Origin of the sequence: Kribbella caucasensis (genome assembly GCF_004361855.1) — a bacterium.
In the GTDB taxonomy this organism is placed as follows: domain Bacteria; phylum Actinomycetota; class Actinomycetes; order Propionibacteriales; family Kribbellaceae; genus Kribbella; species Kribbella caucasensis.
Window position 1 is genome coordinate 181,177 of sequence record NZ_SNWQ01000008.1, and the last position, 15,984, is coordinate 197,160.

Genomic DNA, 15,984 nt, shown 5'->3' on the forward strand with positions numbered 1-15,984 from the left:
CGGTATGACGAGCTTTCGAGAGTTGCATGGCGGATCGTTTGTGATGCCGAACGCCTGGGATGCCGGTAGCGCGGTCATCCTGGTCGAGGCCGGGTTCGCCGCGATCGCGACCACCAGCGCGGGGATCGCGTTCTCGATGGGGAAGGGTGATCACACCCTGCCGGACGGCGCTCCGGCCGTGTCGCGGGAGGACATGTTCGCGCGGATCCAGGAGATCACCGCGGCCAGCGCCGTACCGGTGAACGGCGACCTCGAGGACGGGTACGGCGAACCCCCGGACGAGGTCGCCAAGACCATCCGGCTGGCCATCGACGCGGGACTTGCCGGCGGCAACATCGAGGACTACAACGGCCGCGAACTGTACGACGAGGCGCTGTCAGTCGAGCGCATCGTCGCCGCGAAGGAGGCGGCCGGCCCCAACTTCGTCCTCACCGCGCGCACCGACGGGCAACTCCTGAAGCAGCCCACTCCCCTGGCCGACTCGATTCGCCGCGCCAACCTGTACGCCGAAGCCGGCGCCGACTGTCTCTACGTCCCGGGCGTCAACGACCTCGCCGCGATCCGTTCTCTGGTCGCCGAGATCGACGGCCCTCTCAACGTCGTCCTCGGCCTGGGCGCATCCGGCCTCACCACCCACGACCTGTTCGATGCCGGTGTCACCCGGATCAGCCTCGGCGGCAGCATCGCCCGCGCCGCACTCGGATTCGTCCGCAACGCCGCCCAGGAGATCCAGACCGCCGGCACCATCACCTTCGCCGCAGACCAGATCCCGCAGGGCGAACTCAACGCCCTCTTCGCCCGCCACCGGCTACCGCCCGCCGAGCAGTAACGCGAAAGCCCGGGCGGGTCCGAGGACGGCCCGGGCTGGTGCGTTGCCGGCGTACGCAGAACTAGAAGATGATCTCGCCGTTGGCGCGGCGGGTGCGGAGGCGTTCCAGGGCCTCTTCGAGGATCTGGGCGGCCTCCTGCTCGCTGCGACGCTCCTTCACATAGGCGAGGTGCGTCTTGTACGGCTCGATCTTCGGCGGCGGGGGTGGATTGTTCACGTCGGTGCTGGTCGGCAGACCGCACCGTGGACAGTCCCACGCCTCCGGGATGTCCGCCTCGACCGCGAACACCGTCGCGGTCTCGTGACCGTTCGCACAGAAGAACACGATGCGCTGCCGCGGCGCGGACTCGCCGCGCTCCGCCTCGCCCATCGGTCCGGCGCCGACCCGGCTGCCTCGAATCGCACCGCCACTACCAGCCACGAGACGTCTCCCCTCTCAGCCGAGCTTGTACAGCAGGCCGAGGGCCACGATGGCCGCGAACCAGATCAGGCCGATGCCGATCGTGATCCGGTCCAGGTTCCGCTCGGCCACCGACGACCCGCCCAGGTTGGACGAGACACCGCCGCCGAACAGGTCCGACAGGCCGCCACCGCGGCCTTTGTGCAGCAGCACGAGCCCGGTCAGGATCAGGCTGCAGACGACCACAACAACCGAAAAAGCGATAATCACGAGGAGTAGCCTAACTGAAGGTCCAGGTAACGGCAGATTCCGGCGAACTCGTCCACCTTGAGGCTCGCTCCGCCCACCAGGCAGCCGTCGACGTCCGGCTGGGCCATGATGCCACCTGCGCTGCTCATCTTCACCGACCCCCCGTAAAGAATCCGTACCGAGTCGGCCACCGCAGGTGAGATCGTCTCCTCCAGCCGGCCCCGGATCGCCGCGCAGACCTCTTGCGCGTCCTCGGGGGTGGCCACCTCGCCGGTGCCGATCGCCCAGACCGGTTCGTAGGCGATGACGACCTTGCGGACGTCGTCCGGCTTCAGCCCGGCCAGTGCGCCGTCCAGCTGGGCCAGCGTGTACGCGACGTGCTCGCCGGCCTTGCGGACCTCGAGGCCCTCGCCGATGCAGACGATCGGGACCAGCCCGGCCGCCAGCGCCTTGGTTGCCTTCTTGTTCACCAAGGCGTCGTCCTCGCCATGGTACTGCCGGCGCTCGGAGTGACCGGCCAGCACGTAGGTGCAACCGAGCTTGGTCAGCATCGCCGCCGAGATCTCGCCGGTGTAGGCGCCCGCGTCGTGCTCGGACACGTCCTGCGCGCCGTACCCGATCTTCATCCGGTCACCGTCGACCAGCGTCTGCACGCTGCGGATGTCGGTGAACGGCGGCAGCACCGCCACCTCGACCCGCTCGAAGTCGTGCTTCTTGTCCTGCAGCGTCCAGCTCAGCTTCTGCAGCAGGTGCACGGCCTCGACGTGGGTGAGGTTCATCTTCCAGTTGCCCGCCATCAGCGGCGTACGGGCGTCCGAAACGTCAGAGCCAGCCATCTCAGATCAATCCTCTTCCAGTACGGCGAGCCCCGGGAGCTCCTTGCCCTCCAGGTATTCCAGCGACGCGCCACCCCCGGTGGAGATGTGCCCGAACTGGTCGTCGGCGAAGCCCAGCTGCCGTACCGCGGCCGCCGAGTCACCGCCACCGACCACGCTGAGCCCGTCCACCTCGGTCAACGCCTGCGCCACGGCCTTGGTTCCGCCGGCGAACGCCGCCATCTCGAAGACACCCATCGGGCCGTTCCAGAACACCGTCTTCGCGCCGGCGATCTCGGCCGCGAAGGCCTTCGCCGAATCCGGGCCAATGTCCAGACCGAGCTGGTCGGCCGGGATCGAGTCCGCCGGTACGACGGTGGCCGGGGCGTCCGCCTTGAACTCGGGCGCGACCACGATGTCGGTGGGCAGCACGATCTCGATGCCCTTGGACCTCGCGGTCTCCAGGTAGCCCTTGACCGTGTCGAGCTGGTCCTCCTCGAGCAGGCTCTTGCCGACCTCGTGGCCCTGGGCCTTGAGGAAGGTGAACACCATGCCGCCGCCGATCAGCAGCTTGTCGGCCTTGGCCAGCAGGTTCTCGATCACGGCCAGCTTGTCGGAGACCTTCGCCCCGCCGAGCACCACGACGTACGGGCGGGCCGGGTCCTCGGTCAGCTTCTTGAGTACTTCGACCTCGGCGAGCACCAGTCCGCCGGCGGCGTGCTGCAGCCGCTTCGCCACGTCGTACACGCTGGCCTGCTTGCGGTGCACGACCCCGAATCCGTCGCTGACGAACACGTCGGCGAGACCGGCGAGCTCATCCGCGAAACCGCCGCGCTCGGCGTCGTCCTTGCTCTCCTCGCGCGCGTCGTACCGGATGTTCTCCAGCAGCAGGACCTCGCCCTCGTCCAGCAGCTGAACGGCTTCCTGGGCGCTGTCACCGGTCACGTCGGTCGCGAACTTCACCGTGATGCCCTCGGGCTCCAGCAGCTCACCGAGCCGCTTGGCCACCGGGGCGAGGGTGTACTTCGGGTTCGGCTCGCCCTTCGGACGGCCGAGGTGGGCGGTCACGATCACCTTGGCGCCGGCCTTGGCCAGCTTCACCAGCGTCGGCACCGAGGCGCGGATCCGGCCGTCGTCACCGATCTTCTCGCCGTCGATCGGAACGTTCAGGTCGGAGCGCACCAGCACCTGCAGCCCCGCGACGTCGCCGAGATCGTCAATCGTCTTCACAGGGTCTCTCTCCTCCAGCAGAAAATCGCCAACGTCCGAAGAACCTTGCGTTACAGGCCAAGGTTCTTCGGACGCAACGGCAGGGGTGAGACGTCAGAGCGAGGCGCCGACGTAGTTGACCAGGTCGACGAGGCGGTTGGAGTAGCCCCACTCGTTGTCGTACCAGCCGACGACCTTCACCTGGTTGCCGAGGACCTTGGTCAGGCCGGCGTCGAAGATGCAGGAAGCCGGGTCGGTGACGATGTCGGTCGACACGATCGGGTCCTCGGTGTACTTCAGGTAGCCCTTCAGCGCACCCTCGGCGGCCGCCTTCACCGCGGCGTTGACCTCTTCGACCGAGGTCTCGCGACCGACGGTGATGGTCAGGTCGGTGGCGGAGCCGGTCGGCACCGGCACGCGCAGCGCGTACCCGTCCAGCTTGCCCTTCAGCTCCGGCAGCACCAGGCCGATCGCCTTCGCGGCGCCGGTGGAGGTCGGCACGATGTTCAGCGCGGCGGCGCGGGCCCGGCGCAGGTCCGAGTGCGGGCCGTCCTGCAGGTTCTGGTCCTGGGTGTACGCGTGGATCGTCGTCATCAGGCCCTGCTGGATGGTGAACTCGTCGTGGATGGCCTTGGCCATCGGAGCGAGGCAGTTCGTGGTGCAGGACGCGTTCGAGATCACCGTGTGCTGGTCGGCGTCGTACAGCTCGTGGTTGACACCCATCACGACGGTCAGGTCCTCGTTCTTCGCCGGGGCGGAGATGATGACCTTCTTGGCGCCGTTGTCGGCGTGCGTCTTGGCCTTGGTGGCGTCGGTGAAGAAGCCGGTCGACTCGATCACGATGTCGGCGCCGACGTCGGACCACTTCAGGTTCGCGGGGTCCCGCTCGGCGAACGCCTTGAAGGTGTGGCCACCGACGCTGATGTCGGTGTCGGTCGCGGACACATCACCGGGGAAGCGGCCCAGGATCGAGTCGTACTTCAGCAGGTGAGCGAGGGTCTGGTTGTCGGTCAAGTCATTGACGGCGACGACCTCGATGTCGGCACCGGACGCCTGTACGGCGCGGAAGAAGTTACGGCCGATCCGGCCGAAGCCGTTGATACCTACGCGAACGGTCACGGGACTGCGTCTCCTCAGAACTAGCATTCGAGCACTGCCGCTACAGCCGAAACACTAGCCCAACAGCCCACCTGGCCCACTGGTAGCGTCCACATCAGACCACCAGTCCCGCCCCGTGAGTTTTTTACCAGACCACCCGAACACGGCAACGGCCCCGGGATCTTCACGTCCCGGGGCCGCCGATTGCTCTACTGGAAAAGGGATTCAGGCTGGGTCGAGCATTTCTGGGGTGAGGTTTGCCTCGGTGTTCGGGATGCCGAGGTCGGCGGCGCGCTTGTCGGCCATCGCCAGCAAGCGGCGGATCCGGCCGGCGACCGCGTCCTTGGTCAGGGCCGGCTCGTGCAGCTGACCGAGCTCTTCCAGGCTGGCCTGCTTGTGCTCCAGCCGCAGCTTGCCCGCCACCTGCAGGTGATCCGGTACGTCTTCCCCGAGGATCTCCAGCGCCCGCTGGACCCGGGCACCGGCCGCGACAGCCGCGCGGGCGGACCGGCGCAGGTTCGCGTCGTCGAAGTTCGCCAGCCGGTTGGCGGTGGCCCGGACCTCGCGGCGCATCCGCCGCTCCTCCCAGGCGAGCACCGACTCGTGCGCACCGAGCCGGGTCAGCAACGCGCCGATCGCATCGCCGTCGCGGATCACCACGCGGTCGACGTTCCGCACCTCGCGCGCCTTCGATCCGATGCCCAGCCGCCGGGCCGCGCCGACCAATGCCAACGCCGCCTCCGGACCAGGGCAGGTCACCTCGAGCGAAGACGACCGGCCCGGCTCGGTCAGCGACCCGTGCGCCAGGAACGCACCACGCCAGGCCGCGACCGCATCACACGACGCACCCGACACGACCGCCGGCGGCAGGCCGCGAACCGGGCGGCCGCGGTTGTCGACGAGACCGGTCTGGCGAGCCAGCGCCTCACCGTCGCGGACCACGCGGACGACGTACTTGGTCTGTTTGCGGATCCCCGACGGGGAGATCACCACGACCTCCGACGGGTGCCCGAAGATCTCGGCGATGTCCTTGCGCAACCTCCGCGCGGCCCGGGCGCTGTCCAGCTCGGCCTCCACGACGATCCGCCCGGACACCAGGTGCAGGCCGCCCGCGAACCGCAGCACGGACGAGACCTCGGCCTTCCGGCAGCAGGGTTTGGTGACCTGAATACTGGTCAGCTCGGACTTCACCTGTGCTGTCATCGCCATGAAGGAATCCTCCCACCGCTGTCAAAGACCCTCGGGTGTCACCCAGGGTCCAACTCCCCCACCCGTAGCCCAGTTACGCACACAACAAACTGCAGCCGGCTTCGCCGGGATGTGAGTCGGCCAGTACCGCGGTTACGGCCGGTGGAAAACCTCACGATAGATCTTCGCCAGCTTCGCCGGATCGTGGTGCAGGTGGCGGTCGTCGTCCGCGATGTCGGCGATCACCAGGTCGGCGCCGAGAGAGTTCGCCGTACGACGTAACGACAGCGGGTCCGGAACATGTTCCTCATCGGCGAGCACCACGTCGATCCTCAGCTCGGGAGCGTGCGCCGCGAGCACTTCCAGATGTGTCTCCGGGGAGAACCCGTCGGTCTCACCCTTCTGCTCGCCGAGGTTCAACGTGACCAGCCGCCGGGCCGTCGTCTCCTGCAGCCCGCGCGCCAACGCCGGCACCAGCAGATTCGGGATCACCGACGTGAACCACGACCCCGGACCGACCACCACCCAGTCGGCCTCCGCGATCGCCACCAACGCCTCCGGACAGGCCGGCGGATCGGCCGGATCGAGCGCGACGTCGACGACATGACCACCGGTCGTCGCGACCTCGGCCTGCCCACGGATCTCGGTGATCTCCTCGGGGTGCAACGGATCCAGCCCGAGCACCCGAGCCGTGATGTCCAGCGGTACCGCGGACATCGGCAGCACACGACCCTGCGCACCAAGCAACCGGGCCACCCAGTCGAGCCCGTCGACGGCCTCCCCCAGCAGCTCCCACAACGCGACGATCAGCAGGTTCCCGACCGCGTGATCGTGCAGCTCACCATCACTGCGGAACCGATGCTGCAGTACGTCGGCCCAGGTGCGGCCCCACTCGTCGTCCCGGCACAACGCGGCCAGCGCCATCCGGAGATCCCCCGGCGGCAGCACCCCGAGCTCGCGCCGCAACCGGCCGGACGAACCACCGTTGTCGGCTACCGTCACGACCGCGGTCAGCTGGTCGGTGACGTGGCGCAGCGCGGAGAGCGAGGCGGCCAGGCCATGCCCGCCGCCCAGTGCGACGACTCGTGGAGCTCTCGTCACTCTCTCCCCAGATCCCGGTGCACCACCAAGGTCGGTGATCCCTTCTCCCGCAGCCGCTTCGCGATCTCCTCGGCCATCGCGACGCTCCGGTGCTTCCCACCGGTGCAGCCGATCGCGACCGTGACGAACCGCTTGCCCTCGTTCAGGTAGCCGGTCCGCAGGGTGTCCAGCACGTCCACGTAGTTCTGCAGGAACTGCTGGGCCAGCGGATGGCCGAGGACGAAGTCTGACACAGGCTTGTCCTGTCCGGTCATCGGGCGCAGGTCGGGCTGCCAGTACGGATTCGGGACGAACCGCATGTCGGCCACCACGTCGGCGTCGACCGGGATGCCGTACTTGAAACCGAACGAGACCACGGTGGCCCGCAGCTCGGCGTTCTCCTCGTCGCCGAAGGCGTTCACGATCTTGGCGGCGAGCTGGTGGATGTTCAGGTTCGAGGTGTCGATCACCAGGTCGGCGCCGGCCCGGATGTCGCCGAGCAGTTCGCGTTCCCGCTGGATACCGGTCAGCAACCGGCCCTCACCCTGCAACGGGTGCGGCCGCCGGACGCTCTCCTGCCGGCGCACGATCACATCGTCGGACGCCTCCAGGAACAGCGTCACCGGCCGGTACCCCTTGGTCCGCAGGTCCTCGAGCGCCGACCCGAGCTCGTCGAAGAACATCCCGGTCCGGACGTCGACGACCACCGCCAGCCGCGGCGACGCCCCGGTCCCGACCACCTGCTCGACGATCGTGGTGAGGAACATCGGCGGCAGGTTGTCCACCACGAACCAGCCGAGGTCCTCCAGTACGTCCGCGACCGAACTGCGTCCCGCGCCGGACATTCCGGACACGATGATCAGGTTGCCGCTCGAGCTGTCCATATCCGTCTCAGATCTCCCCGTCAGGCGGGACCGGCAGGCTCCGGCCCGTCGTCATCCAGTATCTCGCCCGTCGCGGTGTTGACCGCCGGTACCCGGCCGGTGTCAGCCTTCGTTGCGACAGCGTTAACCGCCAGTACTACGGACTCGGCGGTCCGGCGGCCGAATCCGGGCAGATCGGCCACCTCGTCGACGGTCGCCTGGCGGAGCTTCTTCAGTGACCCGAAGTGCCGCAGCAGCGTCTTCCGCCGGACGTCGCCGAGGCCGGGAACCTCGTCCAGCACGCTCTCCACCATCGACTTGGATCGCCGGTTCCGGTGGTGCGTGATCGCGAACCGGTGGGCCTCGTCCCGCAGGCGTTGCAGCAGATAGAGACCTTCCGACGTCCGCGAGAAGATGACCGGGTCCTCCTCGTCCGGCAGCCAGACCTCCTCCAGCCGCTTGGCCAGACCGCAGACCGGGATGTCGCCGAGGCCGAGCTCGTCCATCGCCTGCCGGGCCGCCGCGACCTGAGGCGGACCACCGTCTACGACCACCAGGCCCGGCGCATACGAGAATTTCCTGGCCTGGCCGGTCTCGGGATCGATCAGCGCGGCCGACGGATCCTCGTCCTGCTGCAGCACGGCCCGCTCGTCCAGCAGCCGCTTGAACCGCCGGGTCAGCACCTCGGCGATCGAGGCGACGTCGTTCTGCCCGTCGACGCCCTTGATCACGAAGCGCCGGTACTCACTCTTGCGCGGCAGCCCGTCCTCGAACACCACCATCGAGGCGACCACCTCGGTGCCCTGCAGGTTGGACACGTCGTAGCACTCCAGCCGCAACGGCGCCTCGGGCAGGTCGAGGGCCGCCTGGATCTCTTCGAGAGCGAGATTCCGGGTGGTCAGATCGCTGGCCCGCTTGGTCTTGTGCATCGTCAACGTCTGCAGCGCGTTCCGCTCGACCGTCTCCATCAGCGCCTTCTTGTCACCGCGCTGCGGGACCCGGATCGACACCCTGGAACCACGCAGCTCAGTCAGCCACTCGGACAGCGCCTCCACGTCCTCGGGCAGGGTCGGGACCAGGATCTCCCGCGGACTCGCGTCGGCGTTGTCCCCGGCGTACAGCTGCTGGATGAAGTGCGAGACCAGGTCGCCCGTGGTCGCCGTACCGTCGGCCTTGTCGGCGATCCAGCCGCGCTGACCGCGGATCCGGCCGCCGCGGACGTAGAAGATCTGCACCGCGACCTCGAGTGGGTCCTCGCTCAGCGCGATCACGTCCGTGTCGGTGCTGTCGCCGAGCACGACCGCGTTCTTGGCCAGCGCCTTCTCCAGCGCGGCCAGGTCGTCGCGGATCTTGGCGGCCCGCTCGTACTCCAGCTCGGCGGCGGCGGCCCTCATCTCCTTCTCCAGCCGGCGCACGTACGTAGCGGTCTGGCCGGACAGGAACGCGGCGAAGTCCTCGACGATCTTGCGGTGTTCGTCCTGGGTCACCTGGCCCGTACAGGGTGCTGCGCACTTGCCGATGTAGCCGAGCAGGCAGGGCCGGCCGATCTGGCGATGCCGGTTGAAGACGCCTTTGCTGCACGAGCGCATCGGGAACACCCGGAGCAGCAGATCGACCGTCTCGCGGATCGCCCAGGCATGGCTGTACGGGCCGAAGTACCTCACGCCCTTCTTCTTCTGGCCCCGGCCGACCATCACCCGCGGGTACTCCTCGTTGAGGGTTATCGCCAGCCACGGGTAGGACTTGTCGTCCCGGTACTTCACGTTGAAGCGCGGGTCGTACTCCTTGATCCAGGAGTACTCCAGCTGCAGCGACTCGACCTCGGTGCCGACCACCGTCCACTCGACCTTCGCGGCCGTCGTCACCATCGCCTGCGTCCGCGGGTGCAGATTCGCCAGATCCTGGAAGTACGACGACAACCGGGCGCGCAGGTTCTTCGCCTTGCCGACATAGACCACCCGCCCGCCGGCATCGCTGAAGCGGTACACCCCGGGCGAATCGGGGATGGAGCCCGGAGCCGGACGGTAGGACGATGGATCAGCCACGAGACCACCCTAGTTCGCGCCGCCGACAAGGCCCGATCTGTGCCGCTCGATGATGGAAAAGTCTCTAGTGCGGGTTCAATGCGACGCTTGAAGCATGGATATCGACCGACTGACCGAACTGCTCACGTTGCCCGGCGTCCAGACCCCGACCGCGTATGGCGACCTCTTCTTCATCTACGACCCATCCATGGACCTGCCGGCGGAACGACAGATGCCGTTCGCCACGATCGTGTCCGCCGACACCTACGAGTCGGTGTCGAACCTGGACCGCCCCGGCGTCTATCGACTCAACCTCGGCCTCACGAAGGCGACGTACACATCTCTGTTCGGCAACCCACCAGCCGCGCGGGACGACGCCGGCGTGGTGGACACCGGACACGACTACACCGCGCTCGACACGGTGATGCCGCACCCGGTCTACGCCCCACAGCACTGGATCTGTGTGCTGTCCCCCTCCGACGGCACGATCGACCGGATCCAGCCGCTGATCACCGAGTCCTACGAGTTCGCCGTACGGCGTTATGACAACTTCAAGGGCAGGCAGAACATCAACGGTTGACCACGGCAAGGTCTCAGCTTCTCGATGGCGCTGAGATCGTGTTGCAGGTTGCCTCATATCGTCGGATTGATCTCGGATTGGGATGAGCGCGGAGCGTAACGTCGCCGCCAGGGTTGACGTGCAGGTGCGTGAGGCAACCAGGCTTCGCGCTGACTTGAGGGAGTTCCGCCCATGTCCCCATTCAGCAGTCCGCGCCGGATTCGTGCCGTGCTCGGTGGTACCGCGGCCGCCGCGCTCGCCGCGTCCGGCCTGATCATCACCGCGTCCGCGAGTTCGGCCTACGAACCGGCCCCGGATCCGGCACAGGCTTCAATCCGTGGCGCCGGCAGCCCGACGGCGATCCCAGGTAGTTACGTCGTCGTGCTCGCCGGCAACCGGTCGGCCGCGGCGACCCGGGCCACCACGCAGAGCCTCGCGACGTCGTACGACGCGCAGGTGCGGAAGCGCTTCAGCTCGTCCATCCAGGGATTCTCGGCGTCGATGAGCGAGGACCAGGCCAAGAAGATGGCCGCCGACTCGCGGGTCGCGTTCGTCCAGCAGAACCAGAAGATCACCGTGGACCAGGACAACCCGCCGTGGGGCCTGGACCGGACCGACCAGCGGGATCTGCCGCTGGACCAGAAGTTCGAGCCGTCCGCGACCGCCGACAACGTGAGCGTGTACGTCATCGACACCGGGATCTACGCGGCTCACCAGGACTTCGGCGACCGCGCTTCGGTCGGCACCGACACGGTCGGCGACGGCCAGAACGGCGTCGACTGCGCCGGTCACGGCAGCCATGTCGCGGGGACGATCGCCGGTACGACGTACGGGCTGGCCAAGGGCGCGAAGGTGTACGGCGTACGGGTGCTGGACTGCAACGGATCCGGCTCGACCGAGACCGTGATCGCCGGGATCGAGTGGGTCACCGCCAACGCGAAGAAGCCGGCGGTGGCGAACATGAGCCTCGGCGGCGGCGCGGACCAGGCGCTCGACGCGGCCCTGAAGGCGTCGATCGACTCCGGCGTCAGCTATGCCGTTGCTGCGGGCAACGAGAGTGCGGACGCCTGCGGTACGTCGCCCGCCCGGGAACCGTCGGCGATCACGGTCGGGGCGACGGACGACCAGGACGCGCGGGCGAACTTCTCCAACTTCGGCAAGTGCGTGGACGTGTTCGCGCCCGGCGTCGCGATCGAGTCGGTCGGCATCACCGGACCGGACGCGACGGCCAAGATGAGCGGTACGTCGATGGCGGCGCCGCATGTGGCCGGTGGGATCGCGCTGTATCTGAGCGCCCACCCGGACGCGAAGCCGGCTGACGTCGCGACCGCACTGGTCGGCGCAGCCACTCCGGACAAGGTCACCGACCCGGGCACCGACTCCCCGAACAAGCTCCTGTTCACCGGCAAGGTAGACCCAGCCGCTGCACAGCGCTGACCACCCCGAGGCATCCCGCCGGCTCAGTCCCCCACACCCCACTGAGCCGGCGGGATTGCTTTGGTGCTTTACGCCGGGCCGACGATGTTGCCGCCCTGAACCGTGACGTTGACCGTGGCCAGCGGCTCGGTGGCCGGGCCGTTCACAACGCTGCCGTCGGTGGCGCTGAACTTGCTGCCGTGGCACATGCAGTCGATGGTCGAACTGGTGACCGCCGACACCACGCATCCCTGGTGCGTGCATACCGCGCTGAAGCCCTTGTACTGTCCTGCGGTCGGCTGGGTGACGACCACCTTCGCGCTGTCGTAGATCTTGCCGCCGCCGACCGGGACCTCCGAGACCGGCCCGAGCGCCGCTCCGCTGCCGGTGGTCGCTGCGCTGGACGGCGCGCTCGACGCGGCCGAGGAGGGCGCCGACGTCGGCGCTGATGACGGGGCCGAGGTGGTCGACGTACCACCCGCGCTGCCGCCGTCATCACCGCATGCGGCGAGCAGCGGCACGCTCACGCCGGCGAGGCCGGCGACGGCCGCGCTCCGGAGCACCGCCCGCCGGTCACGCAGGGCGTCGATCGCCCGGGTCAGTTCTGCCGTGCTGTCGTCGCTCATGAATCTGGACCTCCAAGAGCCTGGGGGAAAGTAGTTGAACGCTCTGCTACATGCTTTCTACCTGACCCGACCAAATCGGGCCACACCCGGACAAACGACCAGATGCCAGGTTCGGTTCAGTCCCCCGGCCAACGAAATCCACTCGTCACACCCCAGAAACCGCAGGTCAGAGGCAACCCCCGGGAACACCTCTGACAACGGGAGACGTGTGGGGACCGCGACCACGTCACCGGGAGCTCGGACAGGTTGTGGGGACCGCGGACCGGTCGCGGGGAGCTCGGACAGGTCGTGCCGTGTTCACGGTCCCGCGTTGTTGTTCACAGTCTCGGTAAGCGTTTCGCGATGGCGGCTTCGGACAGCGTTTGCGGGTGGCAGCCAGTGTCAGCGGGTGGGGACCGTGAACAGGTTGTCGGGAGTTCGGACTGGTTGCGGGGAGCTCGGACAGGATCGTGTCGTGTTCACGGTCCCGCGTTGTTGTTCAAGGTCCCGGCGAGGGAAGGCGGCTGTCCGTCGGGGAGAGGGTGGCAGCCGGCGGGTGGGGTTAGCGGGTGGTGGCTCGTTCGATCAGGCGGGCCGTTAGTTCCAGGACGGCTCGGCGGGTGGCGGGGTCCAGGGCTTCGGGGCGGAGGGGCCAGGCGCGCGCAAGGTGGTCGTCGTACGGGAGGACGACGTAGCCGAGGCCCCGGTCGGAGACGGCTGACTGGAGCCAGCGGACCGGTTCGGGGTCGTCGGGGTGGTTCTCCGCGATGATGACCAGGCCCTTTTGGACCAGCATGTGCTGACCGTCGGGGGTCAGCCGGTCGAGTTCGTTGATGCTGTTCAGCGCATCGTCGCGCGAAGAGGGAATGACCAGCGCGACCGCATGCGACGCGCCCGCGACGTACGCGGTGGCCTCCTCGTACAACCCAGCCGGGCAGTCCACCAGCGATAGCGGGATCTGGTTCGCCCCGCCGACGTTCCGGGCGGCGAGGACGTCACTGATCGCGTCCGCGGTGGGTTCGGCGCGGGCCAGCTGGACCCGGGAGTTCGGGGCGTTCGCGACGCCGTTCTCCAGGCGATGGGTCAGCTTGCCCTCGCGCGGGCAGGCGTCGACCGCGAGCACGAGATCCGTCCGCTGCGCCGCGATCGTGTCGGCCAGCAGCGCGGTGACGATCGACGTACCGCTCGACGGCACCGGGCCCATCACGCCGATCATCCGGCCGATCCCGATCGGGCGGCGGATGATCGCGATGTTCTCGACGTCGCGCTGCATCCGGCCGGACGCCCCGGCGATGTACGCCGCTTCGGCCGCGAACCGCCCGATCCGGCGGAAGAACCCGCCTGCCCCCGGCCGGTCCTCGTGCTCCAGCCCCACCGAATCCGATACCACCGGCAACGGCCCGGCCAGCGGATCGTGATACGTCGGCGTGTACGCATGCGTCCCCGGCCCCTCAGGCCCCGGGCTGTCCCACCCACCCGAATCCTGCGGCGGCGGCCCGTCCCAAGCGCCCCCACCCTGCGGCGACGGACCGTAGTTCGGGTCGTACTGCACCGGCTGCTGATACTGCTGCGCAGGCTGCTGGTACGGCGCCGGCTGTTCGTACTGCGGCTGTTGTGGCGCGGGCTGCTGATACTGCGGCGTCTGCTGTTCGTACCGCGGGTGCTGCGGTTCCGGCTGCTGGTACTGCGGCTGCTGTGGCGGCGGCCCGTACTGCTGCTGCGGGTACTGCTCATACGGCGCAGGCGGGACCGGCGGCGTCACCCCATACGGCGGCTGCTCATACTGCGGCTGCTGTGGCGGCGGAGGCTGCTGCTGATACTGCTGCGGGTCGTACTGCGGCGCCGGCGGCTGCTGGTACTGCGGATACTCCGGAGGCGGCGGCGGGTACTGCGGCTGCTGAGGGGGTGGCGGCGGCGCGTACTGCTGCTGATACCCACCCTGGTCGTACTGCTGCGGCGGGTAGTAAGGCTGCTGCCCCGGCGGCCCGTACTGCGGCTGCTGGTACTGCTGCGGCGGCCCGTACTGCTGCTGGGGCGCGTTGGACTGCTGGGCATCGCGCTGCTGCTGCGCGTACGGCGGCTGCTGCTCCTGCGATGGCACGGGCGCACCCCACCCACCACCGGACGGCACCGGAGGCGGCGGCATCGTGGGCTGCTGCTGGACCGGCGCACCAGGCGCGGGCTGTCCGGCGGACTGCGGAGGCCCGGCGGGTTGACCAGTCGGGGCGGCGGCGTTGGCGGCTGCCGTCGCGTCGTCGTCGAGGCGGTTCATCATGTCCGCCTGCCAGTTCGGCCCGGTCATACCATCCGATCAGAAGACGTCGAGCAGATCGCTGAACACCCCGAACGCTCCGAGCACGAGGGGCACCAGCGCGACCACGGCCAGCACCTGGATCTGGTCCAGGACCTGACCGAGCCGGACCTGCACGTGGTCTTGCGGCGTCCAGCTCAGGCCGAACGCACCGACCATCGCCACCACCACGAGCAGCCCGACTGCTACCAGTGTGCCACCCACCGGCTGCTGGGACAGATCCTGGACCAGTGCGGCGATCACCACACCCGCGGCCAGGAACAGCCCGAACACCTCTGCGGCCAGCGGATACAGCCGGGAACGGGAGCACAACAGCAGCGCAAGCAGGGCCGCGATGCTGACGGTCCACGCCGATCCGTACAGCGCGAGCACGACACCCGCAGCCGCGGACCACATCGCGATCGACGCAGCCGACAACGCCAGACCGACGTGCGCCGAGTTCAGCGCCGCCTCGACGTCAGGGCGGCCGATCTCGTTGCCACGGGCCCGGTTATCGTCCAGCGCGGTGAGCCCGGACATCGACAGGGCCAGCCGCGGCAGTACGCCGAGCAACAGCACCGCCACCACCGCGACCAGAGCGCTCAGCTTCTCGGCCGAGACCCCAGCACCGACTCCGACGATCCAGATGACCGCGAAGATCATCGCCGTACCGCCGCCGACCAGACCACCGCCGACCAGACCGGCCATCGCGAAAAGCAGCGGCCCGAGCGCGAGGCCGAGCGCGGTGATCCCGGCCCGCATCGGCGTCGACCAACCCTCGGACAACCCGAGCGACCAGCCCACGACCGCGAGCAGGACCGGTGTGACGATCAGCAGCGTGATCGCGGTGGTGCGCTGCCCGGCCCGGCCGAGCACGACGCCACCGAGACCGGTGATGATCGCGACGATCAGCAGGATGAAGGACGCCACGTCCGCGTCCAGCGAGCGGACCAGCGCGATCGCTCCGGCCAGCAGCGCGAAGATCAGCGCCGCGCCGGATGCCCGGTGCCGGTGCTTGCGCTGGAAGGTCGTGCCGCGCCGTTCGAGGTCGTCGACCGCCTCCTCGGCGACGTCGTACACGGTCGGCGGGGGCGGCACCTCGCCCTCGGCGGCGAGGCGTAGTACGGCGCCGTCACCGATCTGCGCCGAGCCGAGGGTCAGCTCGAGCGAGACCGTCTGCCCGGCCGGTGTGGTCAGGTACCTGCGCCGCGGCGACGGATCGACCGGTTCGCCGAGCATCCGCAGCAGGTCCGGCATCAGCCGGCCCAACGGCTCGTCGACCGGCAGTACGGCGTCCATCTGACGCTGCCGCCCGATGATCGTCACCCGGCTGTAGACCGCTGCCACCCGTCACACCTC

15 protein-coding genes are annotated in these 15,984 nt (G+C 68.6%); 3 read left to right on the top strand and 12 right to left on the bottom strand.

The window, feature by feature from the left end; all coding sequences use genetic code 11:
• Positions 1–4 precede the first annotated feature (4 nt).
• On the top strand, positions 5–829 hold the full coding sequence (locus EV643_RS18330; protein ID WP_133801299.1) for an isocitrate lyase/PEP mutase family protein: 825 nt from the start codon (positions 5–7) through the stop codon (positions 827–829).
• A 61-nt stretch (positions 830–890) separates the two neighbouring features.
• On the opposite strand, the gene EV643_RS18335 is transcribed toward EV643_RS18330, so the two are convergent.
• The 9 genes from EV643_RS18335 to uvrC all read right to left on the bottom strand — a co-directional run bounded on the left by EV643_RS18335 (position 891) and on the right by uvrC (position 9,776).
• Complete coding sequence (locus tag EV643_RS18335) at positions 891–1,250, bottom strand: RNA polymerase-binding protein RbpA (RefSeq protein WP_133801300.1); 360 nt, start codon at positions 1,248–1,250, stop codon at positions 891–893.
• A gap of 15 nt (positions 1,251–1,265) precedes the next feature.
• Positions 1,266–1,499: a preprotein translocase subunit SecG gene (secG, locus tag EV643_RS18340; RefSeq protein ID WP_133801301.1), complete on the bottom strand. Its 234-nt coding sequence runs from the start codon at positions 1,497–1,499 to the stop codon at positions 1,266–1,268.
• Complete coding sequence (gene tpiA / locus EV643_RS45680; protein ID WP_133801302.1) at positions 1,496–2,314, bottom strand: triose-phosphate isomerase; 819 nt, start codon at positions 2,312–2,314, stop codon at positions 1,496–1,498. Before tpiA ends, secG begins: the two co-directional genes overlap by 4 nt.
• Positions 2,315–2,320: 6 nt before the next feature.
• Positions 2,321–3,523: a phosphoglycerate kinase gene (locus EV643_RS45685; RefSeq protein WP_133801303.1), complete on the bottom strand. Its 1,203-nt coding sequence runs from the start codon at positions 3,521–3,523 to the stop codon at positions 2,321–2,323.
• A gap of 93 nt (positions 3,524–3,616) precedes the next feature.
• Positions 3,617–4,621 carry a type I glyceraldehyde-3-phosphate dehydrogenase gene (gene gap, locus EV643_RS18355; RefSeq protein ID WP_133801304.1) on the bottom strand — a complete coding sequence of 335 codons (1,005 nt, stop codon included), beginning with the start codon at positions 4,619–4,621 and terminating at the stop codon, positions 3,617–3,619.
• Positions 4,622–4,825: 204 nt separating this feature from the next.
• Complete coding sequence (whiA, locus tag EV643_RS18360; protein ID WP_133801305.1) at positions 4,826–5,809, bottom strand: DNA-binding protein WhiA; 984 nt, start codon at positions 5,807–5,809, stop codon at positions 4,826–4,828.
• A gap of 132 nt (positions 5,810–5,941) precedes the next feature.
• A complete protein-coding gene (locus EV643_RS18365; RefSeq protein ID WP_133801306.1) occupies positions 5,942–6,889 on the bottom strand; it encodes a gluconeogenesis factor YvcK family protein in 948 nt (315 codons plus the stop codon).
• Complete coding sequence (gene rapZ / locus EV643_RS18370; RefSeq protein ID WP_133801307.1) at positions 6,886–7,752, bottom strand: RNase adapter RapZ; 867 nt, start codon at positions 7,750–7,752, stop codon at positions 6,886–6,888. The genes EV643_RS18365 and rapZ overlap by 4 nt, the downstream gene beginning before the upstream one ends.
• A gap of 20 nt (positions 7,753–7,772) precedes the next feature.
• Complete coding sequence (gene uvrC / locus EV643_RS18375; protein WP_133801308.1) at positions 7,773–9,776, bottom strand: excinuclease ABC subunit UvrC; 2,004 nt, start codon at positions 9,774–9,776, stop codon at positions 7,773–7,775.
• A gap of 94 nt (positions 9,777–9,870) precedes the next feature.
• On the opposite strand from uvrC, the gene EV643_RS18380 reads away from it, so the two are divergent.
• Both EV643_RS18380 and EV643_RS18385 read left to right on the top strand, forming a co-directional pair.
• Positions 9,871–10,335, top strand: a complete 465-nt coding sequence (locus tag EV643_RS18380; RefSeq protein WP_133801309.1) for a DUF6194 family protein — start codon at positions 9,871–9,873, stop codon at positions 10,333–10,335.
• A 171-nt stretch (positions 10,336–10,506) separates the two neighbouring features.
• On the top strand, positions 10,507–11,751 hold the full coding sequence (locus EV643_RS18385) for a S8 family peptidase (protein ID WP_133801310.1): 1,245 nt from the start codon (positions 10,507–10,509) through the stop codon (positions 11,749–11,751).
• Positions 11,752–11,819: 68 nt separating this feature from the next.
• Here the strand turns inward: EV643_RS18385 and EV643_RS18390 are convergent, their stop codons facing one another.
• The 3 genes from EV643_RS18390 to eccD form a co-directional block, all read right to left on the bottom strand.
• Complete coding sequence (locus tag EV643_RS18390; RefSeq protein WP_133801311.1) at positions 11,820–12,356, bottom strand: Rieske (2Fe-2S) protein; 537 nt, start codon at positions 12,354–12,356, stop codon at positions 11,820–11,822.
• Between the two features lie 541 nt (positions 12,357–12,897).
• Positions 12,898–14,637, bottom strand: coding sequence for a MinD/ParA family ATP-binding protein (locus EV643_RS44885; RefSeq protein WP_202869607.1), 1,740 nt, complete (start codon positions 14,635–14,637; stop codon positions 12,898–12,900).
• Between the two features lie 9 nt (positions 14,638–14,646).
• Positions 14,647–15,972 carry a type VII secretion integral membrane protein EccD gene (gene eccD, locus EV643_RS18400; RefSeq protein WP_133801312.1) on the bottom strand — a complete coding sequence of 442 codons (1,326 nt, stop codon included), beginning with the start codon at positions 15,970–15,972 and terminating at the stop codon, positions 14,647–14,649.
• Positions 15,973–15,984: the final 12 nt, after the last annotated feature.